25 protein-coding genes and 1 tRNA gene are annotated in these 20,107 nt (G+C 61.8%); 6 read left to right on the top strand and 20 right to left on the bottom strand.

Annotated features, from left to right (window positions below; all coding sequences use genetic code 11):
- Positions 1-224: 224 nt before the first annotated feature.
- The 18 genes from RHO23_RS18595 to RHO23_RS18510 all read right to left on the bottom strand — a co-directional run bounded on the left by RHO23_RS18595 (position 225) and on the right by RHO23_RS18510 (position 9,533).
- Positions 225-800, bottom strand: a complete 576-nt coding sequence (locus tag RHO23_RS18595; RefSeq protein WP_423488166.1) for a hypothetical protein — start codon at positions 798-800, stop codon at positions 225-227.
- A gap of 23 nt (positions 801-823) precedes the next feature.
- Complete coding sequence (locus RHO23_RS18590) at positions 824-1,030, bottom strand: hypothetical protein (RefSeq protein ID WP_423488165.1); 207 nt, start codon at positions 1,028-1,030, stop codon at positions 824-826.
- Positions 1,031-1,144: 114 nt separating this feature from the next.
- Positions 1,145-2,671, bottom strand: a complete 1,527-nt coding sequence (locus tag RHO23_RS18585) for a hypothetical protein (RefSeq protein WP_423488164.1) — start codon at positions 2,669-2,671, stop codon at positions 1,145-1,147.
- A 34-nt stretch (positions 2,672-2,705) separates the two neighbouring features.
- Positions 2,706-3,233 (bottom strand): hypothetical protein, encoded by a 528-nt coding sequence (locus RHO23_RS18580; RefSeq protein ID WP_423488163.1) that lies wholly within the window; start codon positions 3,231-3,233, stop codon positions 2,706-2,708.
- Between the two features lie 101 nt (positions 3,234-3,334).
- Positions 3,335-3,634 carry an HNH endonuclease signature motif containing protein gene (locus tag RHO23_RS18575; protein WP_346419836.1) on the bottom strand — a complete coding sequence of 100 codons (300 nt, stop codon included), beginning with the start codon at positions 3,632-3,634 and terminating at the stop codon, positions 3,335-3,337.
- Positions 3,635-3,648: 14 nt separating this feature from the next.
- Positions 3,649-3,822 (bottom strand): hypothetical protein, encoded by a 174-nt coding sequence (locus RHO23_RS18570; protein WP_346419835.1) that lies wholly within the window; start codon positions 3,820-3,822, stop codon positions 3,649-3,651.
- A gap of 104 nt (positions 3,823-3,926) precedes the next feature.
- On the bottom strand, positions 3,927-4,514 hold the full coding sequence (locus RHO23_RS18565; protein ID WP_423488162.1) for an HK97 family phage prohead protease: 588 nt from the start codon (positions 4,512-4,514) through the stop codon (positions 3,927-3,929).
- On the bottom strand, positions 4,511-4,891 hold the full coding sequence (locus RHO23_RS18560) for a hypothetical protein (RefSeq protein WP_346419833.1): 381 nt from the start codon (positions 4,889-4,891) through the stop codon (positions 4,511-4,513). Before RHO23_RS18560 ends, RHO23_RS18565 begins: the two co-directional genes overlap by 4 nt.
- Positions 4,892-4,901: 10 nt before the next feature.
- Complete coding sequence (locus tag RHO23_RS18555; RefSeq protein ID WP_423488161.1) at positions 4,902-5,348, bottom strand: helix-turn-helix domain-containing protein; 447 nt, start codon at positions 5,346-5,348, stop codon at positions 4,902-4,904.
- Positions 5,349-5,540: 192 nt separating this feature from the next.
- Positions 5,541-5,954 (bottom strand): DUF7715 family protein, encoded by a 414-nt coding sequence (locus RHO23_RS18550; protein WP_423488160.1) that lies wholly within the window; start codon positions 5,952-5,954, stop codon positions 5,541-5,543.
- Between the two features lie 169 nt (positions 5,955-6,123).
- The gene (locus RHO23_RS18545) at positions 6,124-6,684 is read right to left on the bottom strand and encodes a hypothetical protein (RefSeq protein WP_423488159.1); all 561 of its coding nucleotides are present in this window, start codon (positions 6,682-6,684) and stop codon (positions 6,124-6,126) included.
- 12 nt (positions 6,685-6,696) lie between these two features.
- Positions 6,697-6,984 (bottom strand): hypothetical protein, encoded by a 288-nt coding sequence (locus RHO23_RS18540; protein ID WP_423488158.1) that lies wholly within the window; start codon positions 6,982-6,984, stop codon positions 6,697-6,699.
- 207 nt (positions 6,985-7,191) lie between these two features.
- A complete protein-coding gene (locus RHO23_RS18535) occupies positions 7,192-7,935 on the bottom strand; it encodes a hypothetical protein (protein ID WP_423488157.1) in 744 nt (247 codons plus the stop codon).
- Positions 7,932-8,060, bottom strand: coding sequence for a zinc finger domain-containing protein (locus RHO23_RS18530; RefSeq protein WP_420093811.1), 129 nt, complete (start codon positions 8,058-8,060; stop codon positions 7,932-7,934). The genes RHO23_RS18535 and RHO23_RS18530 overlap by 4 nt, the downstream gene beginning before the upstream one ends.
- A gap of 46 nt (positions 8,061-8,106) precedes the next feature.
- Positions 8,107-8,430 (bottom strand): hypothetical protein, encoded by a 324-nt coding sequence (locus RHO23_RS18525; protein WP_423488156.1) that lies wholly within the window; start codon positions 8,428-8,430, stop codon positions 8,107-8,109.
- A complete protein-coding gene (locus tag RHO23_RS18520) occupies positions 8,427-8,741 on the bottom strand; it encodes a hypothetical protein (RefSeq protein ID WP_423488155.1) in 315 nt (104 codons plus the stop codon). Before RHO23_RS18520 ends, RHO23_RS18525 begins: the two co-directional genes overlap by 4 nt.
- A gap of 62 nt (positions 8,742-8,803) precedes the next feature.
- Entirely contained in the window at positions 8,804-9,148 is a 345-nt protein-coding gene (locus tag RHO23_RS18515; protein WP_423488154.1) for a hypothetical protein, read from the bottom strand.
- Between the two features lie 214 nt (positions 9,149-9,362).
- Positions 9,363-9,533: a hypothetical protein gene (locus RHO23_RS18510; protein WP_423488153.1), complete on the bottom strand. Its 171-nt coding sequence runs from the start codon at positions 9,531-9,533 to the stop codon at positions 9,363-9,365.
- 109 nt (positions 9,534-9,642) lie between these two features.
- Here RHO23_RS18510 and RHO23_RS18505 point away from each other — a divergent pair, with 109 nt between their 5' ends.
- Positions 9,643-10,242 (top strand): hypothetical protein, encoded by a 600-nt coding sequence (locus tag RHO23_RS18505; protein ID WP_423488152.1) that lies wholly within the window; start codon positions 9,643-9,645, stop codon positions 10,240-10,242.
- Positions 10,235-11,422, top strand: coding sequence for a tyrosine-type recombinase/integrase (locus tag RHO23_RS18500; protein WP_423488151.1), 1,188 nt, complete (start codon positions 10,235-10,237; stop codon positions 11,420-11,422). Before RHO23_RS18505 ends, RHO23_RS18500 begins: the two co-directional genes overlap by 8 nt.
- A 68-nt stretch (positions 11,423-11,490) precedes the next feature.
- Here RHO23_RS18500 and RHO23_RS18495 read toward each other — a convergent pair.
- Together RHO23_RS18495 and RHO23_RS18490 are read right to left on the bottom strand one after the other, a co-directional pair.
- Positions 11,491-11,564: transfer RNA gene (locus tag RHO23_RS18495), tRNA-Gly, on the bottom strand.
- A gap of 115 nt (positions 11,565-11,679) precedes the next feature.
- Positions 11,680-12,348: a TetR family transcriptional regulator gene (locus RHO23_RS18490; protein ID WP_070921094.1), complete on the bottom strand. Its 669-nt coding sequence runs from the start codon at positions 12,346-12,348 to the stop codon at positions 11,680-11,682.
- Positions 12,349-12,526: 178 nt separating this feature from the next.
- Here RHO23_RS18490 and RHO23_RS18485 point away from each other — a divergent pair, with 178 nt between their 5' ends.
- The 4 genes from RHO23_RS18485 (at position 12,527) to RHO23_RS18470 (ending at position 20,107) form a co-directional block, all read left to right on the top strand.
- Entirely contained in the window at positions 12,527-12,958 is a 432-nt protein-coding gene (locus RHO23_RS18485; protein ID WP_078322917.1) for an MmpS family transport accessory protein, read from the top strand.
- A complete protein-coding gene (locus RHO23_RS18480) occupies positions 12,955-15,858 on the top strand; it encodes an RND family transporter (RefSeq protein WP_423488150.1) in 2,904 nt (967 codons plus the stop codon). Before RHO23_RS18485 ends, RHO23_RS18480 begins: the two co-directional genes overlap by 4 nt.
- Positions 15,859-16,160: 302 nt before the next feature.
- Positions 16,161-17,438 (top strand): S1C family serine protease, encoded by a 1,278-nt coding sequence (locus RHO23_RS18475; protein ID WP_423489255.1) that lies wholly within the window; start codon positions 16,161-16,163, stop codon positions 17,436-17,438.
- Between the two features lie 56 nt (positions 17,439-17,494).
- Complete coding sequence (locus RHO23_RS18470) at positions 17,495-20,107, top strand: LuxR C-terminal-related transcriptional regulator (RefSeq protein ID WP_423488149.1); 2,613 nt, start codon at positions 17,495-17,497, stop codon at positions 20,105-20,107.

Below are 20,107 nucleotides of genomic sequence, written 5' to 3'. Positions count from 1 at the left end.
GTCTAGGTCTAGCAAATTTGCTGGGCCAAGCAGGCCGCTACCGCATTGTGGTTCACGTCCGGGGACAAGCAGCACGACCAGCAATCTAAACGAATCCCCCTCGGTTGGGTGGCACCTCCCCGAGTAAAACAAGGCCCCTCCGCAAGAGAGCCACCGGAGGGGCTTGAACGGACGGTACCGCGGGTCGGCGGGGGTCGCCTAACAGCTATCCACAAAAGCCTTGACTAGGGGTTTTTCAGCCGTTCGGGCGTACCAGACCATCCGCGGTGGAGCTCGTGCTTTTTCTTACTCATAGTTAGTACGTCGGCCCACCGTTCCTCACTCACTTCTGGCTGGGCACCAAACCGGATGCACCATTCGACGGCATCTTCGATTGTGTGCCTGCCGGAAGGCAGGTGATTTCCGGCAATTTCACCGCATGTTAGGTGGTAGTGAGCGCGCCACTCTTCACTTCGCCCCTCGGGGTGCCAATGCATCTTCCAAACGAATATCCCGTCGACCGTGAGGTTATAGGCATACTCGTCGGTGGTGACGCGGAACTTGCCGGCTTCCCGTCGATCCGGTTCGCTCTCGATGATTGTGTAGGCCTGTTCGGCGTAAAACGTCCTGTCGCGGCCGTCGTTACTCCTAAGCCTAAGGCCGTCCTCGCCACCGAGTCGCCAGTACCCCGACTGGCCAACTTGGCGATTGTAGAAGTTCGGGCCACCTATGAGCTGGGCATTAGATACAAGAATGCGGACCGCATTAAAGATCGGCTCGAGATACTTTTCGACCGCTTCGTGGCAGGACCTACCGGGCACCCTCTAAAGGGTATTCCCAAAGATCAACGGACAAGGCGGATTGACATAGCTACTGGCACTAGACCGTCCACTGAGTCCCAATCGATGCCCTCGTACTGACCGGCGTCCCAACGCCGGAGGAACTCGGCACCTGACAGGCCCATGTTCTTCTTGGCAATCCGATCAAACAGATCGGCGTAACCGTCCTCGTCCAGGGTGGTCACATCGGCCGACGCGATGGCAATCGCCATGATGTCCTCCTTGTTCTCACCAACTAATACGCCCACGGTACGACATTCTGAGCATTCACGCCCTGATCTGGCGCGATATTGCGTGAGCCGTCACATCCCGGCATCTGACGCCTATCAGGAGACCACCGTGGCCAGACTTGCCCAGTTGGTGGAGCCCGTGGCGGCGATCGTGGCGCTTTCCAGGGCCACGTTCTGGTACAAGAACACCAGTGATCCACCTGGGGAGTCGTGGTAGTTCGTGGCGTTCACATCGGTAGCCGCTACCCCTGTTGCGAAGCTCTGCAGGACTAGCTGGCCCGGAGAGCATGTCACCGATTGGCTTGGTGCTGAGCTGGTGCCGCTGGTTTTGGTGGTGGCGCCAAATGATGTGACGCCGGAGATGGACACGCCTGCTGCATGCCACCACTGGCTGCCGGTCGCTGTGATGCTGATCGTTTTGTCTCCGCTGGATAGTTGGCCGCTGCGGTACCGCTTGAGGAACCCACTGCCGGTGCTCGGATGAGACCAGGTCTGTGTATCGATCAACGTCATGGCTGTGCCGGCGCAGGTCACGCTAGATGGATCACCGCTGGCGGCCTGCACCATGTCGACAACGATGTAGTCGTTTGACGCGGCTTTGACGGTGAATGTCTGTGTGCCGCCGTTGGCTTCGCTCCATACACCGCTGGTGTGGTTGATCTTTGGTGTGGTGATGGCTTGTGGGAGGGCGTCGATAACCACGCTGCCCCAGTTCGCCGATGTTGACAGTGTTCCGGAGAAGGTAGCCGAAGTACTTGTGTCACTGACGGTTCCCGCCACGAACCCGGAGGTTTCGTTGATCCGGTTGGTCCCACCGGACAGCGAGCTAAATGTGCCGCTGTTGCCGCCGCGACAGAAGCTCTGGATGGATCGAGAGCTCAGTCCGGGTGAGGCTGATTGAGAGACCGACGTCCCGGAGCCGAGGGCGATCTTGGCTTGACGGAAATCCACTGCATCCGTGTAGGTAACAGCGGCAGCTTGTGCCCAGCCTGAACCGGACTTGTTGACGGTCACGGTCGCCGAACCCGAGCTCATGTTTTCGATGAGGAACACCGACAGGCTGCCGCCGTTGAGCTTGGCGCGGCCTAGGAACCGCATGGGGTTTCCGCTGTAGGTCGCTTGGTAGCAGCTGCTCGCTGCGTCGATACACCAGGCGAACGCCAAAACATCTGCCCCTGATGTTGGGTTGATGCTGCACGTCAGGTTGCCCGTGTTCTCACTGCCGGGTGTGCCGACTTGATCGATGGAAATCGGGCTCAGCACAGACACTGTCGGGACACCGCCTGTGAGGGTCAATGTTGCGGCAGTCGGGGTGATGAGCTTGTTGTCGGTCAGCGTCACGGTGGGTACGCCGCCGGTAAGTGTCAGGGTGGCTGGGGTTGGCGTAACCGTGTGACCGACGGAGACCATCGGCACACCGCCTGTGAGGGTCAGCGTCGCCGGGTCAGGACGTACCGTCTGCTCCAGTGATGGGCGAGAACCGGTCAACGTCAGCACTGCCGGTGTTGGCTCTATGAAAACGTCTTCGGTGATCACAACATCTGGTACGCCGCCCGTGAGCGTCACCGTGGCCGGTTCGGGCTCGATGAAAATCTCTGCCCACCAACCTGTTATGCCTGCCATTTACCCGTCCTTCCAATGAAGTTGCCCCCGGTGCTTACCCCACGCTGCTAGCGATCCGCTCGAGGAGCTCGCCGGGCGGCATTGTGTCCAAGGTGAAGGTGGGGATGCCCCCGTAGCGGGCACTGAGTACCTGCATCGGATATTCCGGCCAGCCGAGTAGTGCTAGAACCTCGTAACGCCCAGTGCGCCAATACTGTCGCCAGCTCCCGTGCAGGCCCGTCTTCGGGTCCTGGTAGCAGGGGCCCACAGGTACCCCGTAGCTGATGACTGCAGGCTTCTCCCAATATCCTGGTCGGTGATGCAGAAGCTCGTCGGTGCGCCTTGCGGCCATGCCTTCGGCGATCCTGACGAAGCCCTCCGTGTGCGGATAAAAGCGGAGCCCGCAACGGCACTCGGGTCCCGGTGGTGACGTGCAGCCGAGGATGCACTGAGCCGTCGCGGTATTGCCGTCCCAGACCGCGGGCAACGTATAGGTGTTGTCGGACAGTGGCGGACCCAACTGTGGAGCACCGAGCGGGCCAATCCCGAGTCTCCAGATCCTCCACCCCTCTTTGAACTTCATGTCAGACACCCATCACTGGTGGTTGGTGGAAAAAATGCGATAGATAGATCGCGAACACGCATTCGGGGTGGGCGGGGCGAGGTAGAAAAAAACCGGGTGTTCTAGGCGCCGAGGGCATCCGGGGGTGGGGTGGTGTCGAAGAACGAGAGCGCCTTGGCTGGTGCCTGTGGCTTGCGTGCTGTGGCACCTGCGCTGTAGTTGCAGTGCTTGCATGCTCCCCGCAGGTTGGATCGCTCCATGGTCAGGTCGGGCCGGTGTGCTCTGGGGATGATGTGATCTACGGTTGTTGAGGTGTACGTGCAGCCGGGTCCCTTGATCTGGCAGAAGGGTTCTTCTGCGAGGACTTGTGCGCGTAGCTTGCGCCAGTGCCGGTTGTGGATGTCGCCGTTCTTGGAGCGCATGACTGTTCCTGTGGTTAATGGTCTGCACCCCGTCCTGCCATGAGGTCGGAGGCCACGGTGTCGAGCTGCTCCTCCAGTTCCTCGGGGGTGGTTTCTAGGATCTGGTTGGCCCTGTCGCGCATGCGTTCCAGTTCCTCGTGTGTGAGGGTGATGGCGATACCGGGTGTGGCCCCTCCGGGTGTAGGCACCCACAACGCTGGCGTGCCGCCCCTGTCGTGGTTGTGGACCCACCACACCAACTCGGCCCCGCCTGTGGTGATGGCACAAATACCCTGTGGGACGCGGTAAGGGATCAACGTCGTCTCCGCAGTACTTGGTTCTCGCCTATGCGCGCGAGGTGCCTGCGCGCCCAAGCGAATACCGGGTCCGTGTCGGGGTCGATGTCCAGTTCGATCTTGTTGCGGACGGACAGCACTCGTGCCCCCGTGTAGGCGGGATCGGCCACGAGGCTCACGTGATCTAGTCGGGCGCGGGTGACGCGGCGGGTACGGGCGCGGCTGTTGCGGATCTCGCCATCGGGCCGGATCTGGAAACCGATGCTGGCCGAGAGGCAGTCGTCGTCAGCCAGGGCGAGAGTTTCGTCTCCCAATGCCGTACGGGCGATGCGTAGTTCGGTGATCAGGCCCCGAGGGTCATTGGGATTGGCGCCGACGACCTTGCCAACCACATTGCTACTGCGGTGATCGCGGTTCACCCGCACTGTTTCAGCGGCACTCAGGCTGCGGAACGCGGTGCGGTCAAACACCTCTGTCCACAACTGCCCATCGATCGCCACCTGAGTCGGTTCGTCGTACGGCACTGCGATGACGGTGATGATGCGCTTGTTCTGTTCGACGCCAAGGAGTTCACCATTGCCCCTGGTGTAAATGTCGGCGCTCACCGGTTGTGCCAAGGGTCCGGTTCCATGTTGAGCGAGTAGTCGCCTGTGGCTGTCTGGCGTTCACGAACCGCCTGCACGTGCTCCCGTACGGCGGGTTGGTTCCCTGCGGCTCTCGCTCGGTTCCGGGCGTCCATCTCCGCTCGCCGCTTATCCGCTGCGGCCTTCTCCTCGAATAACTCCCGTGCGGTGTCGCGGGTGCAGCAGCGGCGCCCGATGTCGTCCAGCACCACACGGCCACCGAGCTTCTTGGCCAACGTACCGATGTCCTGCGCAATGCCCTCAATCACCATCTCCGCCAACGTGATGAGCGAGGCTCCCTGCGCCTGATCTAGCAGGCTGCGTAGTTCGTCTTCATTGAGCACGGCGACCCGCTTCACCAGATCGGGGTCAACCCGCTCTCGGGCCCTGGCTATTAATCGCGGCATTCCGGTCCTCCATGTAGTCGTTGAGCGTCTGCTCTCTGACGAACCAGCTGCCGGCCCGCTTGCGGCCCTCCAACTTCTCTCGGGCCAGTCGCCGCATCTGCCGCTCACCAATCCCTAAGCGCCGTGCTGCTTCTGGTACCGAAACTGTTGGTTCGTCTACCCACAAGTCTTGCGAATCAACAGGTTCACGGACTTCCGCATGTCCGGTAACGGACACTGCATCACCGAGGGCGTGAGCCAGCACCGTGTACGCCAGGGAATCACCAGCGCCATTGGCCTTTCGGGAGCGAATAGCCACAAGAACAGCCTGTAATGCGGCTTTGGCCGCCGACCCCGTGAGAACCACCGCCGACCCGGCGACCGTCAAGCCCTCCAGCCGCCGCGACTCCCACCGTCCGCTAGCGGACATATCCCAGACCCGTAAAAAGTCCCGGAACCCGTACAGATTGCGACACGAACACGGACGCGGGGTGGACAGGGGCGGCACAAAAAACCGGTGTCACTGAGGGTTTCTGCGTGGCTGCCCCGTTATTTTTTTCTGCGGTAGATAGATCGCGGACACGGAACTGGGGTGGGCGCGCATGGGCAGAAGAAATCAGGGTCACTGCTCACCGTCCCAGTCGTAGTACCAGAGTTCACGGGTGTGATCGAAGCGTGGCCGCAGCACCATCCCCGTTGGGTGATCCTGTGCCACTTGGATGCTCTGGACGATCAGCTCCTCTGCTGTCTCATCGAGGGTGTCGGCGCCGAAGATCTCCACCCAGTTGCCTTCGAGTAGGTCGTTACGGCACATGGACACCAGTTCATCGAATGACCAGTCTGTCTCCGACACTGCGACAGTGGTTGTGCGCAGGCCGGAGCCGAGACCGCGGTGGGTTGTGTCGCATCCACACCGGGCAGCCTTCTCTGGGTTCGTGCATACGAGACCGTGAGTCACTGCGACTTCACCAACGGTGGCATCGCAGAAGTCGCTCTCACGGGGATACACGGGTAGAGCCACGATCAGGATCTTCATTGTGTGCAATCTCCGGGTGTGAGGGGTGGGGTGCTGCGCAACTGCTCTTGCAGTTGTTGGTGGGCTTTGAACTTGGCGACACGGCTGGCCTTGCGGCGCTTGCCACGATGGGTTGGCCAGCTGTCCCCCGAACGGCGCTTACGGGGGACGGCGGCAGCAGAACCGTCGATCACTGGACTGTCTCGTCGCCGATCTCAGGGCCTATGTCTCTCACCCGATCTCGCCATGCCTTCGTACGTGCCGAAGCGAGCAGCACGCGCATGTCCCAGTTGCCCTGCTTCTCGATGTCCTCTAGCAGCTGTGGCATGACGACACTGGCAATGGTGGATAGCGCCGAGAAGGCGATGAGAAACAGCGTTCCCGTGTCGCCACTAAGCGCCGCGTAGTAGCGGTTCTGCACTTCGTCTATGCGCTCGAAATCATCGCCGCAATCCAGCAAGTCGAATGCGAGCCGCGCGCCGAACAGTTCCTTGGCGGTGATGGACGGCAGGGTGATGGCGTCACCCGTGCGCTTCCCGTCGAGCGTCTGCGCCGGGAATGCGGTGACAAGCTCTGTCCAGGGTTCTTCGATCAAGGCCCAACCACGGGCCTCGTCGGCTTCCGAGCGGGCTGCGGCCAGCCGCTCCGGTTGGCTGTCGCGGGCGGCGTCAATCTGGTTGAGCTGGTCGCGGAGCAGTTCGAGTCGGGTAAAGGCTTCGGTGACGATCTGGTCGTCGTTCATGTCGGTCATTGGGCTTGCCTTTCAGTTGCAGAGTCTTAGGAAGTTGTCGTGGTTCCATTCCCAGCCGCGTTGTTCGACGGCGAATTGAATCCCCTTGAGCCAGTGGTCGTATTCGTCTTTGAGGATGTGCCCCAGCTCTTGCAGGTAGAGCATCCAGTTGATTTCGTCATCGTCTAGACATCGGTGCTGGCGGCCTAGGTGCAAGCGCGCGAGCCTGCGGAACTCGTCGTCATTGGCCAGCACTTCGTCTTTCCACGGTGGCGGGGTCCAATACAGCCTCTCCACTTCGGTCTCGTCTAGGTCGATCATTGGTCTCAGCTTTCGGTAGAGGTGCCAAGTTGTTGGCAACTGCGGTGCTAACGACCGCAGTTGTGTCTTCGGTGTCGTCCATGGCTTCCCAGTCCCAGCCCAAAAGGGCCTTACCGCAGGCGTCGTGGCCGTGTCTGTATGGCGCCGATTCGTAGGTGTTGACCAAGCGGAAGCAGATGGGGCAGTTCTGGTACAGGCGTAGTTGCGTCATGCCACGTCCCTCTTCCGCCGGAAGTTCGGGTGCAGGGGGCAATCAGTTAGGTCGGTCAGGCGTCCGTATTCGTCGCACTTGTTGGGGCAGCTGTCGATAGCGGCCCGGATGGCACGATGTTCTGCCGCGACACGGTCGGCCTTGAATTGATCAAGGGCTTCTTTGCGTTCACGTTCTAGACCGCATGGCGGGCAGTCGGGTGGATTCTCTACGCCTCGGTGCTTACGGCAGCGGGGTTGTCCTAGATGATCGAGATTGGGGGCGGGGGGCGGCTGCGCCGCACCTTCTCCTAGAAACTTCTCTAAAGAACTTATAGGGGTGTCGTTTTCGCAGGTAGGCGCGTTGGCTGTGTCGGGTACTTTTGGACTAATAGTCGGGTACTCGTCGACTAAAAGTCGGGTACTTTTGGCCGAAGTACCCGACTTTTTGTCGGGTACTTCTTCGACTCCCGAGTCGGCAGGCATCAACAGTCGGTACGTGTCGGACTTGCCTCCGCTACCGCGTAGGCGCTCTGTCACTAGCTCCAAGTAGCCGATTTCTATGGCGCGCTTGTAGGCGCGCTGCACGGTTCGCTCATTAGTCGCTGTACTGGCCGCTACGGTCTGCTGCCGCACACAGAATGTGTCCCGGCCATTCAATACGGCTTTCACCACCTGTCGAACGAGCACGATCTTCTCGCCCGCTGGGATACGTCGCTCCGCTACGACAAGGTCGAACCACTTCCACTTGTCGAAACTCATGCGACCTCCTTAGGGTGCCACCGCGACCAGCAGGGCATGTTGCGCCGACGCCCGTTAGGCCACTTACACGGGAGCCCCGAGGGCGCACCGCATTCGGGACAAGGGCGGACATCCGCCCCCGTCACCGAGTACGGGTTAGCCTTCTCGGGGCTCCCGGTTTCGTCGTAGTAGTCAGCCAACGCGCCCCCGAATTTCCTCACGGTTGGCCATTGCCACGTCGAGCAGGCCCCGAAGCTGTTGCGCCTCTTGGACTGTCAGACTCAAGCCGATTCCCTCGCCGACAGTGAGGGATGCCGAGTCGGTTTGGCCAACTGATCTGACGACAACGATGATCTCGTCGTCATAGATCTTTCCGCCGAGCTGGACATCCACGCCGCACGAAATCAACGCACTCCCAGGGTCATCCAACGCTGCGGTTACCTCGCCACCGCTGTAGTGATCAAGATGCTGAGGTCCACCAGCGTTGATGCACCAGCTGTACGCGCATGTGCTCATGCCACACCCCCGCCCATGGAGTCGGCTCGACGGCGCTCTATTGCGCCGAGGTCTACGGCGACGCCAGCGGCGACGACCTGCGCTGCGGCGTTGATGTACTTGGCTAGCGCCATCCGTAGATAGACGGCTTCGGCGATGGTCAGATCAGCCTCGGCGTCGGTGTTGGACCGACCACCGTTGATGTGGACCATGATTCGCGGCTGGGCGTCTAGCCCCTCATGGAACGCGAGCCCCGCGCCGACCGTCAGCATCTTGACGTCATCGCTTTGAGCCTCATTACCGAGACCGGCTGTGGCCCCGGAGTAATCCATCGTGAAGTGTTCGTTGTCGCCTGGTTGTTGGTCACACCAATCGAACCGGCATCCGCATCTGTTCATCGCGCACCCGCCCAGGAATCGAGCTGGTCAGCCATTGCATTGAGTTTCCTTGCCAGGGCGCGTGTTTCATCGGCGTTGATACCGAACCCGGTGTCTAGCCACTGGCCGTCGAAACTCATGCGCTCCAAGCCGACGTAGGCGGATCGCACTGCCCCGTCCGATAGTTGGATACACGTAGGTACGAAACGCACCCAGTCATCGAGATCGGCTGGTGCGCCCTCAATGGTCCGGGTATATGGATTGGTGAACGCCCCGCCACTGATGCGCCAATCGCCAACCTCGGTGGCCCCTGGAGGTGGCGGGCATTTACCCCAAGCCGTCTCGTCTACCCGGTCGGCCATGCCTTGTGGCCACCAACTGGGCGTTGTGGGTTGCTCGGTGTCAGAACTGAGGTTTAGCATGATGATGGCTCCTGTTTTGAAATGGATGGGTAGTCGGAGCGGCGCTCGCCTGGTGCTCGAACACCAGGGGTTACGGGCGCCGTTCGCATGTCTGGGGTGTTGTCGTCGCCATCACACAGACCGAGGTCGGCGTGACCCTCTTGGGGGCGGGTGTTCATACCGCAACCGTTTCGAGCTGGGTGATGTAGTCGGCAATCTGGGCGTCTGTCGAGAATCTGCGCGAGCCAATCTGCACTGACTTGAGCCCGCCTGATTTCCATAGTCGGAAAACCATGGCCCTGCTGATACCGCCCAGCTTGATTGCGGTGGCCTCCCAATCGTTCATTCCGCCTCCTTTGCGTGTATCGACGTTAAGTGACCAGATGACACGTCGATACACCGAAGGATACGCTCACGTCGTGTATCGACGCAATGGGTGCGTTATCCTGCGTGTCATGACTGAGCGTCCCAAGCGTGAGAACTGGAAGGACTCGCCGCCGAAGAACTGGGCAGAGCGGGAGGCTTATCGCCTGTCGCGGGTGATCCTTGATCTGCGCGAAGGTAGGTCGATGCAGTGGTTGTCGGATCGAACCGACGAGCTCGGGCATCGTGTATCGCGATCGGTACTATCCGACTTGGAGACCGGTCGGCGGCGGTATCTCACGACGGTTGAAATGACGATGATCTCTGCGGCGCTTAATATTTCGCCTGTTACGCTGCTGTACCCAGGTCCGTATGACTCAACGGTGGAACTAATCCCGCATGTCGAACTGACTCAACTGCGCGCAGCGGAGTGGTTCTCGGGTAATGGATTTTATCGAGATCACCGCGACGAGAAGGATGGCAACAAAGCAGAGCAATTGTGGGCGGATGCGGATGCTTGGGTAAAAAGTAGGTCAAAACTGCAGGGCTGGCGCGACCTAGAGACGACCAAGGTTCACAGATACTCGCTGATGAAGCGTGGGGATTTTGACCAAATCCGTGAACAAATTGAGTTCTACGACAAACGAATTGAGCAGCTAAAACTTGACCTTGGGGTAGGCGACGATGTCTAGGCAACAGCTTCCACCACAGATTAAGAAGATCAAGGTGCTAGACCGTGTCAGCGGGAAAATGGATGATCGGTACCGGGTTAAGGTCGATGTTGGGACTAACTCGGTAGATGGCAAGCGGCAGCAGGCCAAGCGGCATTGCCGAACCGAGGCCGAGGCACGCAAGCTTCTGTCAGAACTCCAGTACAAGGCAGCAACTGGCACATACGTGTCACCCTCAACAATCACCGTCGAGCAGATGTGCGCGGAATACGTTGCGGGGCGGCATAATCTGCGCGCGTCTTCACTATCTAAGCTGGAATACGATCTTGCGCCATTGCGGGAGCGTCACGGTAATCGTCAAGCACAGAAGCTCACTAAGGCCCATATCGATTCTCTGGTAATAGATCTCGTAGCAGGTGGCACCATCACTGCCAAGGGGCGTAAACGCCGGTCCTGGTCCCCGGTCGCGGTAAACAAGGTGATCTCCACTGTGACGCAGGTGCTCGAAGACGCGCGCGAGCAAGGGATTGTCCCGAAGAATGTCGCCGAGAAGGTTGCGCGAGTATCGGTGCCCGACAGCGAGGTTGACACCTACACGGTTGCCGAGATTGAACAGTTGCGGAAGCACTTCGCCACCGACCGCCTTGGCCATGCGTGGGAACTCGCCACATACGCTCTGCGGCGCGGGGAGATTGCGGGTCTCCGGTGGGCCGACATAGACCTCACGGCGGGGACTTTGAGCGTGGCTAATAACCGTGTGTCAGCTGGCGGGGCCACTGTCGAGAATGACCCGAAGTCAACGGCGTCGCGGCGCGTGCTGCCGCTCCCCAGTCGGTTGGCAACTGTCCTGCGGTCAGCGAAAAAGCGCCAGGCCGTTGAACGGCTGGCGCTTGGGGAGCACTACGGCGCGGGGGAGTATGTGGTCTGCAATGAGGCTGGGGAGCCGTACAACCCTGCCGTTCTATCGCGCTACTGGGCTAAGGCTGTCGCAGCTGCCGGGATGCGCCATGTAAAGCTCCATGGCGGGCGACACACCGCGGCCACTTTGATGCACCTAGACGGCGTACCTATAGCTGTCATCGCGGCGTGGATCGGGCACTCTGACCCCAATTTGACGCTCCGTGTCTACGCGCACTCCCAGAATGACGCCTTGAAGGCTGCGGGGGCATCACTGGACCGATCGAACGCGAGTTCCGTCTGAGTTGTGACCTTTTGTGACCCTGAGGGGCGCGGTCGAACAGATTCGAACAGCATTTACGCTGGTCAGAGTGGAGCCGATGACGGGAATCGAACCCGCGTATTCAGCTTGGGAAGCTGATGTTCTGCCATTGAACTACATCGGCGGAGAGTGGTCTGTCCGGCGGAACCGGTAGTACCTCTCGGCGTGTGAGCTTACATGTGAGAACGTCTCCGAGTCCGCGCCATCACCGCTTTGGGGCGTGCGGCGCGGACGGCCGATCAGGAACTGCGCTTGACCAGGGCGCCGGTGATGAGCCTGGCGAGCATGGTCTCCAGGTCATCGTTGAAGTTCAACGAGATGTCCGCCAATTCAGGCTCGGCCTCGCAGGCGGCGACTGCGCTGGCCGATGGCTGGGCGTACATCCACAGCGCGGCGCTGGTCACCACGGTGGAAAGGGACACGCTTCGAGCGTCGTCACCAAGCTCGGGGATGAAGTCGCGAATCGCGTCGGTGTAGATGGCAATGGTGTTGTGGGCAGAGCGCCGAAAACACAGCAGTGTCTCGGGCGAGACGTTGTACTCCAACACCCCTGGTTGGGCGGTCATGAGGTCACACAACACAGGGTGCTGCCGCAACGACCGGCTGAGCAGTGCGGCCAGGTGATCGACCCTTTCCTGCGCCGAGCCGGAGCGCGTGTCGCAAGAGAGCTCCGCCACAATTTCGGTGACCCAGCAGCGTAGTGACGCGTCGAGAAGTTCCAGCAGCACCGCCTCGCGGGACTCGAAATAGCGCACCATCGCCGACTTTGCTAGGCCGGTGCGTCGGCTCAGCTCATTGAGGCTGATCTGGCTTACCGGCATGTCGCTGAGCATCGACGACGCGGTTTCCAGGATGGCCTGCCGACGGACCTCGCGCTGCTCCTCGCTGCGCGCTCGACGGAAGGTCATGGCCCGATGTTAATCCGCCACGAGGTTCTCGATAGTGAACCGCCGGTCTATTAGCGTGATACGGTGCTGCCGTAATAGACCGGTGGTACACAATCCCCTGGCGCCGGCCTGCGGTAATTGCCTCTTCGGCAGGAATCCGCGGGCCCGTGCAGGGCAGAAGCAGAAGGGGATGCGCGCGGTGTACCGACTGTTGAAGCGGTTTTGGATTCCGCTACTGCTGGTGATTGTCGTCGGGATCGGCGGATACGCGATTGCGCAGATCCGCAGCTCGGCGATTCCGCGCCCGCCGAAGCCGGGTGAGGGGTCGGGAATCACCGCCAACTTCAACCCGAAGCACATCACCTACGAGATCGTGGGGACGGGCGGCACCGCGAACCTTAACTACCTCGATGAGAACGGGCAGCCTCATCTCATCGAAAATGCCCCATTGCCTTGGTCTTTCACGATCGTGACCACCATGCCGTCCATGTCGGCCAATATCGTCGCGCAAGGCGATCGCAACGTCAGCGGTCTTGGATGCCGCGTGACGGTCGACGGGGGCGTGCGCGACGACCGAACCAGCACAGACAAAGTCAAACCGTTCATCTACTGCTTGGTGAAATCCGTATGAGCAACGCGCACGCGAAACCACACCGGCCGTTTATCGGTCACATGATCCGGATCTTCTCGCTGCCGATCATCTTGTTCTGGGTCGGGCTGGCGGTCATCCTGGGCACCGTCACGCCCTCACTCAACGAAGTGGCGGCCAGCCGGTCGGTGCCGCTGAGCCCGCAGAACTCGGAGTCCTACCAGGGGATGCTGAACATCGGCAAGGTGTTTCAGCAGTACGACTCGGACTCGTCGGCGATGGTCGTCCTGGAAGGCGACGACAAACTCGGCGATGCCGCGCACAAGTACTACGACGAGATCGTCGCCAAGCTCAAGGCCGATCACGAGCACGTGCAGAACGTCCAGGACTTCTGGAGCGATCCGCTGACTGCGGCGGGCTCGCAGAGCGTGGACGGTAAAGCTGCCTACGTGCAGATCTTCCTGAACGGATCCCAGGGCACCAGTGCCAGTCACGAGTCCGTCGCCGCGGTGCGCCAGATGGTCAGCTCCATGCCCGCACCGCCGGGCATCAAGGCGCATGTCGCGGGCACCACCGTGCTGAACGCCGACACCCAGGTTGCCGGTCACCAAAGCATGGCGACCATGGAATTGGTGTCGGTGGGCGTGATCGTCGTGATGATCCTGTTCATCTACCGGTCCATCGTCACCATGCTCATATCCATGGTCATCATTGGCCTGGAACTATTTGCAGCACAGGGTGTTACGGCTACCGCCGGATACTTGAACGTCATCGGCCTGACGCCCTATGCGGTCAGCATGGTGACGATGCTCGCGCTCGCAGCCGGTACCGACTACGTGATCTTCCTGTTTGGCCGTTATCACGAGGAAAGGTCAAAAGGGCGCAGCCGCGAAGACGCGTATTACATTGCCTATCACGGGGTCTCGCACGTCATTTTGGGATCGGGTCTGACCATTGTCGGCGCCTGCATGTGCTTGAGCATGACCACGCTCCCGTACTTCCAGAGCATGGCCTTGCCGTGTGCGATCTCGGTGCTGGTGATCGTGGTCGCGGCGCTAACGCTGGCGCCCGCCGTGTTGACGGTGGCCTCGAAGTTCGGGCTTCTGGAACCCAGGGGCAAGCTCTCCACCACGGGGTGGCGCAAGGTCGGTACCTCGGTGGTGCGCTGGCCCATTCCTATTATCTTGCTGACCAGCATGATTGCGATCATCGGCTTCGTCAGCCTGATGACCTATGTGCCGCGGTACAACGATCAGAAATTCACGCCCGCCGATATGCCGGCCAACCTCGCGATGGATGTCGCCGACCGCCACTTCTCGCAGGCCCGCATGAACCCGGAATTGTTGATGCTGGAGGCCGACCACGACCTGCGCACCCCGGCAGACATGCTCGTCATCGACAGGGTGGCCAAGGGCATCGTGCATATGCGCGGTATCGAACGGGTGCAGACCATTACCCGCCCGCTCGGTGCGCCGATTGAACACAGCTCGATCCCATTCCTCATGGGCGCGCAGAACGCGGGCACGTTGCAGACCGCAAAGTTCAACAACGACAGTTCTGCTCAGATGCTGGAGCAGGCCGACGAGTTGAGTAAGACGCTCGCCAGCATGGAGCGGATGTACAGCATCATGCAGGAACTCACGGGCACCATGCACAGCATGGTGGGCCGGACCCACGAGATGGTGGCAACCATCCAGGAGATGCGTGACAACCTGGCCAATTTCGACGATTTCTTCCGGCCGCTGCGCAATTACTTCTACTGGGAGAAGCATTGCTTTGACATCCCGGTCTGCCAGTCGCTGCGATCGATCTTTGATGTTTTGGACAGTGTTGACGTGCTCGCCGACCAAATGAGTGGTCTGGTCACCGATATGGATCGCATGGATCAGCTGATGCCGCAGATGCTGCCGGTCCTGAGAACGACCATCGATTCGATGAGCCGTATGCGCGATTTCATGCTCGCCATGCACAGCACCCAGGCGGGTACTCAGGCTCAACAACAAGAATTGGCCAAGGGCGCCACGGAAATTGGCCTCTACTTCGACCAAGCCAAAAACGACGACTTCTTCTATCTGCCGCCGGACGTGTTTACCAATCCGGACTTCAAACGCGGGCTCAAGATGTTCGTATCACCGGACGGCAAGGCAGTCCGATTCATCATCACCCACCAGGGAGACCCCGCCTCGGTCGAAGGCATCGAGCACGTCCGTGACATCAAAGGCGTTGTCGCCGATGCGGTAAAGGGCACACCGCTGGCCAATGCGAAGGTCTCACTGGCTGGCACCGCATCGATGTACGCCGATATGCAGGACGGCGTGACCGTCGATCTGGCCATCGCGATCATCGCCTCGATGATTCTGATCTTCGCGATCATGGTGCTGATCACGCGCAGCGTGGTGGCCGCCCTGGTCATCGTCGGCACCGTGGCCGCATCCCTGGGCACAGCATGTGGTCTGTCAGTGCTGTTGTGGCAGGACATCCTTGGACTCGGCGTGCAGTGGATCGTGATTCCGCTATCGATGGTGATCCTGCTGGCGGTGGGTTCGGACTACAACCTGCTGGTGGTGTCACGCCTCAAGGAGGAGATCCACGCCGGGCTCAACACCGGCATGATCCGCGGTATGGGGGCCACCGGTCGCGTCGTTACCGCCGCGGGCCTCGTGTTCGCCTTCACCATGATGTCGATGATCGTCAGCGACCTGCGCGTGGTCGGCCAACTCGGCATGACCATCGGTATCGGCCTGATTGTCGACACCCTGATCGTCCGCGCATTCATGACGCCCGCCATTGCGGCCGCATTGGGCCGCTGGTTCTGGTGGCCTATCAACATCTTTGAGATTGTCCGGCGTGGCCGCGATGAGCACTCGTCCGAACCCGCGACGGCACCTCTTGCGGTGGTGGATGCGGGACAGCAACCGCCACCCACTCCCGCCACCTCCTGAAAAGTCTTGGCCAGCATCGAGGAAATTCTCAGCCTGGCCTCAGCGGATGCAGGCACTGTGACAGTGCGTACCAGAGGCGGACAGTGCCCTGCTGCATCGTGAGGAAGAAGGACATATCAATGAACTACCAGCCTGGGCATCCGCCGTACGGAAACGAATTCCCGTTGGGCCACCACGGCTATCGGCAGGTGCACGGTCCGGCCACCGACACCCGGACACGCTACGCGTATGGCGAGACGTTCCCGGACCGTGCCGAACTGGCTCCGAACCCGCTGCGCCGGAGACGTCTTCGTGCCGTCGGCTTGACCGCTGGTGCCGTTGTGGTGGCCATTGCCGCCAGCGCCACCACGGCCGTCGTCGTGGTGAACCAGTCCGGACATCCCGCCCCTGTAGCGCAGGTATCAAGCCCGGGACTCACCGGAAAGCCTTCCTTGCCAACAGGTTCAATACTCGGACAGCCGGGTGCCGCGGCCCCGGCCGGTTCGGTCGAGCAGGTATCGGCCAAGGTGCTGCCCAGCGTCGTGCAACTGAAGATCCAAAGCGGGCAGGAGGGCGAGTCGGGCTCCGGCATCGTGCTGAGCCCTGACGGGCTGATCCTGACCAACAATCACGTCGTCGCCGCAGCCATGTCGGGCAGCGGCGATCTGGCGCCCTCGGCCCCGTCGCGGCGCGGGCCGCTCACCAACCTTCCGCCCGGCATCCTTCCCGGCGAACAGCTGCCCGGCGACTATCAAGACGGCCGTGACGGGCAGGTGCCCAACGGCAACGACCGGCGCAGCACCCGTCCGTCCGCCCACACCGGCGACGGCGTCAAGGCGACCGTGACCCTCGCCGACGGGCGAACGGTGCCATTCACCGTCGTCGGTGCCGACCCCGACGATGACCTGGCCGTCGTCCGGGCCCAGGGTGTCTCCGACCTCACCCCGATCTCCATCGGTTCCTCGAAAGACTTGAAGGTTGGCCAGAACGTCGTCGCCATCGGCTCGCCTTTGGGCCTGCAGGGGACCGTGACAACCGGCATCATCAGCGCGCTCGGTCGCCCGGTCAGCACCGGTGATGACCAGAGCGGACAGCATTCGGTGATGAGTGCCATCCAAACCGATGCGGCGATCAACCCCGGAAACTCCGGCGGTGCACTCGTCGACATGAACGGTGACCTCATCGGTGTGAACTCGGCGATCGCGTCACTGTCCAGCGGTCAGGACTCGCAGGGCGGCGGACAAGCCGGATCGATCGGCCTGGGCTTCGCCATCCCGGTGGATCAAGCCAAGCGCATCGCGGACGAGCTGGTCTCCACCGGCACCGTGCGGCATGCCTCGCTGGGTGTTCAGCTCGGCTCCGGTGACGACGCGCCTGGTGCGGTCGTGGCGGGTGTGGTCAGTGGCAGCGCGGCGGCAACAGCCGGCCTGCCCAAGGGCGCCGTGATCACCAAGGTCGACAACCAGATCATCGACGGCCCCGAGGCGCTGGTGGCCGCGGTGCGGTCCAAAGCACCCGGCGACGCGGTGACGCTCACCTACGCGGACCAATCGGGAACATCGCGCACGGTCCAGGTCACCCTCGGGCAATCGGCAACGTGACAGCGCTGAGCCCGGGTGGCTAACTCGGGTTCAGCGGTTCCGGAGACAATGAACGGATGGCTGGCTGCGACGACCTGACCGCAGGCGGGACGCCCGCCGGCTCGACGGCATGGAGCCCGGCCCCATGGTTCTTGGCCACGCCACCGTCATCGGGCCCGGGAATGATCGCCCGCACGGATGTGCATCGTGCTCTTGACCTGCACGTTCAGCAGTCTCGGGCGGTCGTGGTGCTCGCCCCATCCGGGTTCGGTAAGACGGTCGCGGTGGGGCAATGGGCCGCCGCGCAGCGGCAGCACCATCCGGGCTCGGTCGGGTGGCTGACGGTGACGGAGCAGGCGGCAGACTTCCCGGAGCTGATCCGCGGCATCATGACGGCGCTGCGGCACGCGGCGGGTGACGGTGACGACGCCCAGGTCCGGCGGGCACTGGCTACCGCCTTCGAGTTGCCATCCCTGGGACTGGTCTTCACCGCCCTGTCGACGATCCAGATGCCGGGCCCGGTCACGGTCGTGCTCGACGATTTCCAGAAGGCCATCGGAGTCACACAGTCCACGGAGTTCGTCGAGTTCATCGAGCACGGCCCGCCCTGGCTGCGGTTGGTCTTGGTCACCACAGTGGCGCCGGAGGCGTTGCTCACCAGGCTGCGGGTGCATGGTCAGGTGGCGGTGGTGACGGCGGGCGAATTGGCTTTCACCGCCGAGGATGTGCTGTCGGCCGCCGGCCATGTGCACCAGCAGGACCTTGCCGCCGGGGATGCCGAACGCATTGTGCACAGCACCGGAGGCTGGCCCGCGGCCGTGCGGCTGGCGCTCTTGGACAGCGAGATGCCCAGTGCCCTAGATGATCTCGAACTCAGTGAATACATCCGTGCCGCCGTTCTCGCGCGGCTGCGCCCCGAGCTTGCCGAATTCGTGCTGGCCGCCACGGTATGCACCCGGGTGGATGAACGCCTGGCCGCCGCGCTCTCCGGGCGAGCCGATGCCGCGGGACTGCTCGCCGAATGCGCGACCTCCGGCCTGTTCATCGAACGATTCGGATCTGGCGAAGATGCTATCTACCAATGGCATTCGATGTTCGCACACGGATGTGGAGAAGTGCTCAGGCAGTCGGACCCGGCGCGATGGAGTGCCTTGAACCTGCTGGCCGCACGCGAGTTGCGTGACCGCTACCCGTTGGATGCCGTCGAGCATGCCGTTCGCGGGGCGGACGGGCGGTTGGCCGCAGAGGTAATCACCGATCACTGGCTCGAACTGCTGCTGGAAGCCCGATCCGTGGCACTGGAGAGTGCCTGCATCGCGGTGGCCGACGCATTCGGCGAGACCGCCGACATTGCGATGGTGCGTTCCTGCTGCCGGGAGGTCGCCGGTGATCGCCTGGGCGCACAGCTGCATTTCGAACGCGCCCAGGACCTGGCGCATGGCCACGTCGAGTCTCGGCGCGTACGCCTTGTCGCGAATCTGAGCCGCATCCTGATCTCCGACGATCACAGTGTCATGGCGGCCGCTGTCGACGCGGTATCCGAAGCTCTCACCGATCGTGCACTCGTGCCCGACCGCGTATATGCGTGCGCACTGTTCCTGCTGGGCTGGGCCGAAACCAGGTTGCGGCGAGACGTCGGTTACTCGATGCGGCTGCTGGAGTCGGCGGCACAGGAATGCCGCACGCTGGGTCTGACGGCGGTCGCGGATAGGGCCTCCGAGAGCCTGGCCTTCGCCTATGTCCACGCCGGGCAGTTCGGCCGTGCCCTGCAGTCACTCAGCATGGCAGAGGTTCCCTGGCTTTCCCACGAAGGAGGTGGGGTATCCTGTCTCACAACAGGATTCATCCAGATGTGGCAGGGTGACCTGGCTGGGGCGCTCGAGGATTTCGCCGTGGCGGATGCTGCGGTAGGCGATGGTTACCCGGACATCGGGCGCATGATGTTGGTGTTCAGTGCTGCAGCTCTGCGGAACCAGGGATGCGATTTGTCCCTCCCGCAACTGGAAGCGGTGGCCATGCGCATCGGTGAGGGAGACAACAGGGCCGTCCCGATAGGCAGTTTCCGCGCCGCTGCACTCGCGAGGATCGCCGAAATGCGGGGGCACTCGCACGAGGCATTACAGCTCGCGGCGAGGCTCGTCGACGTCACCCCACTGCCGACCGCCTCTGCGATGGTTGCGGGTATATGTCGAAGGCTCGGGAACGCCGATCTCGCACAGACCCTGGCCGACAATGCACGTGGCGAGTCGGTGGCCACGTACACGCGTGCCTATGCCGCCCTGATCGGTGCGCTGCTGGCGTGGGAACGGGCCGACAATGCCCGAGCCCACCGGCTCCTGGAGGAGTCGCTCGCGCTGGCCGCACCGGAATCCGTGCGCTACCCGTTCCTGGACAACGCCGATCAGTCGTGTCGTGAGCTGTTGGGGGCGCACAGCTCACGGACCGCATATCCGGACTTTCTCGCCGAGTGCTTGTTGGCCTGCGAGACGGGCGCAACGGAGAACCCTGCCGCAGCACTCACCTCACGGGAGCGAGAAGTGTTGGCATACCTGCGGACTCCGATGACGGCAGCGGAGATCGCCGCGAAGCTGTCGGTGTCGGTCAACACCCTGAAGACACATCAGCGTTCCATCTACCAGAAACTGCAGGTATCGAACCGCCGTGAAGCCATCGGCATTGCGCCGCACTGA

The organism is Mycobacteroides sp. PCS013, assembly GCF_049532645.1.
Taxonomy (GTDB): domain Bacteria; phylum Actinomycetota; class Actinomycetes; order Mycobacteriales; family Mycobacteriaceae; genus Mycobacterium; species Mycobacterium gwanakae.
Note: the sequence above shows the minus strand (reverse complement) of the source record. Positions and strands in the feature narration are given on the sequence as shown.

Excerpts from the sequence above, each read along its gene's own strand:
- RHO23_RS18470 (WP_423488149.1), top strand. The coding sequence starts at position 17,495 with ATGGCTGGCTGCGACGACCTGACCGCAGGCGGGACGCCCGCCGGCTCG.
- RHO23_RS18500 (WP_423488151.1), top strand. The coding sequence starts at position 10,235 with ATGTCTAGGCAACAGCTTCCACCACAGATTAAGAAGATCAAGGTGCTA.
- RHO23_RS18525 (WP_423488156.1), bottom strand. The coding sequence starts at position 8,430 with ATGAGCACATGCGCGTACAGCTGGTGCATCAACGCTGGTGGACCTCAG.
- RHO23_RS18505 (WP_423488152.1), top strand. The coding sequence starts at position 9,643 with ATGACTGAGCGTCCCAAGCGTGAGAACTGGAAGGACTCGCCGCCGAAG.
- RHO23_RS18580 (WP_423488163.1), bottom strand. The coding sequence starts at position 3,233 with ATGAAGTTCAAAGAGGGGTGGAGGATCTGGAGACTCGGGATTGGCCCG.
- RHO23_RS18585 (WP_423488164.1), bottom strand. The coding sequence starts at position 2,671 with ATGGCAGGCATAACAGGTTGGTGGGCAGAGATTTTCATCGAGCCCGAA.
- RHO23_RS18555 (WP_423488161.1), bottom strand. The coding sequence starts at position 5,348 with ATGTCCGCTAGCGGACGGTGGGAGTCGCGGCGGCTGGAGGGCTTGACG.
- RHO23_RS18575 (WP_346419836.1), bottom strand. The coding sequence starts at position 3,634 with ATGCGCTCCAAGAACGGCGACATCCACAACCGGCACTGGCGCAAGCTA.
- RHO23_RS18590 (WP_423488165.1), bottom strand. The coding sequence starts at position 1,030 with ATGGCGATTGCCATCGCGTCGGCCGATGTGACCACCCTGGACGAGGAC.
- RHO23_RS18510 (WP_423488153.1), bottom strand. The coding sequence starts at position 9,533 with ATGAACGATTGGGAGGCCACCGCAATCAAGCTGGGCGGTATCAGCAGG.
- RHO23_RS18545 (WP_423488159.1), bottom strand. The coding sequence starts at position 6,684 with ATGACCGACATGAACGACGACCAGATCGTCACCGAAGCCTTTACCCGA.
- RHO23_RS18540 (WP_423488158.1), bottom strand. The coding sequence starts at position 6,984 with ATGATCGACCTAGACGAGACCGAAGTGGAGAGGCTGTATTGGACCCCG.
- RHO23_RS18480 (WP_423488150.1), top strand. The coding sequence starts at position 12,955 with ATGAGCAACGCGCACGCGAAACCACACCGGCCGTTTATCGGTCACATG.
- RHO23_RS18520 (WP_423488155.1), bottom strand. The coding sequence starts at position 8,741 with ATGGATTACTCCGGGGCCACAGCCGGTCTCGGTAATGAGGCTCAAAGC.
- RHO23_RS18550 (WP_423488160.1), bottom strand. The coding sequence starts at position 5,954 with ATGAAGATCCTGATCGTGGCTCTACCCGTGTATCCCCGTGAGAGCGAC.
- RHO23_RS18535 (WP_423488157.1), bottom strand. The coding sequence starts at position 7,935 with ATGAGTTTCGACAAGTGGAAGTGGTTCGACCTTGTCGTAGCGGAGCGA.
- RHO23_RS18515 (WP_423488154.1), bottom strand. The coding sequence starts at position 9,148 with ATGGCCGACCGGGTAGACGAGACGGCTTGGGGTAAATGCCCGCCACCT.
- RHO23_RS18490 (WP_070921094.1), bottom strand. The coding sequence starts at position 12,348 with ATGACCTTCCGTCGAGCGCGCAGCGAGGAGCAGCGCGAGGTCCGTCGG.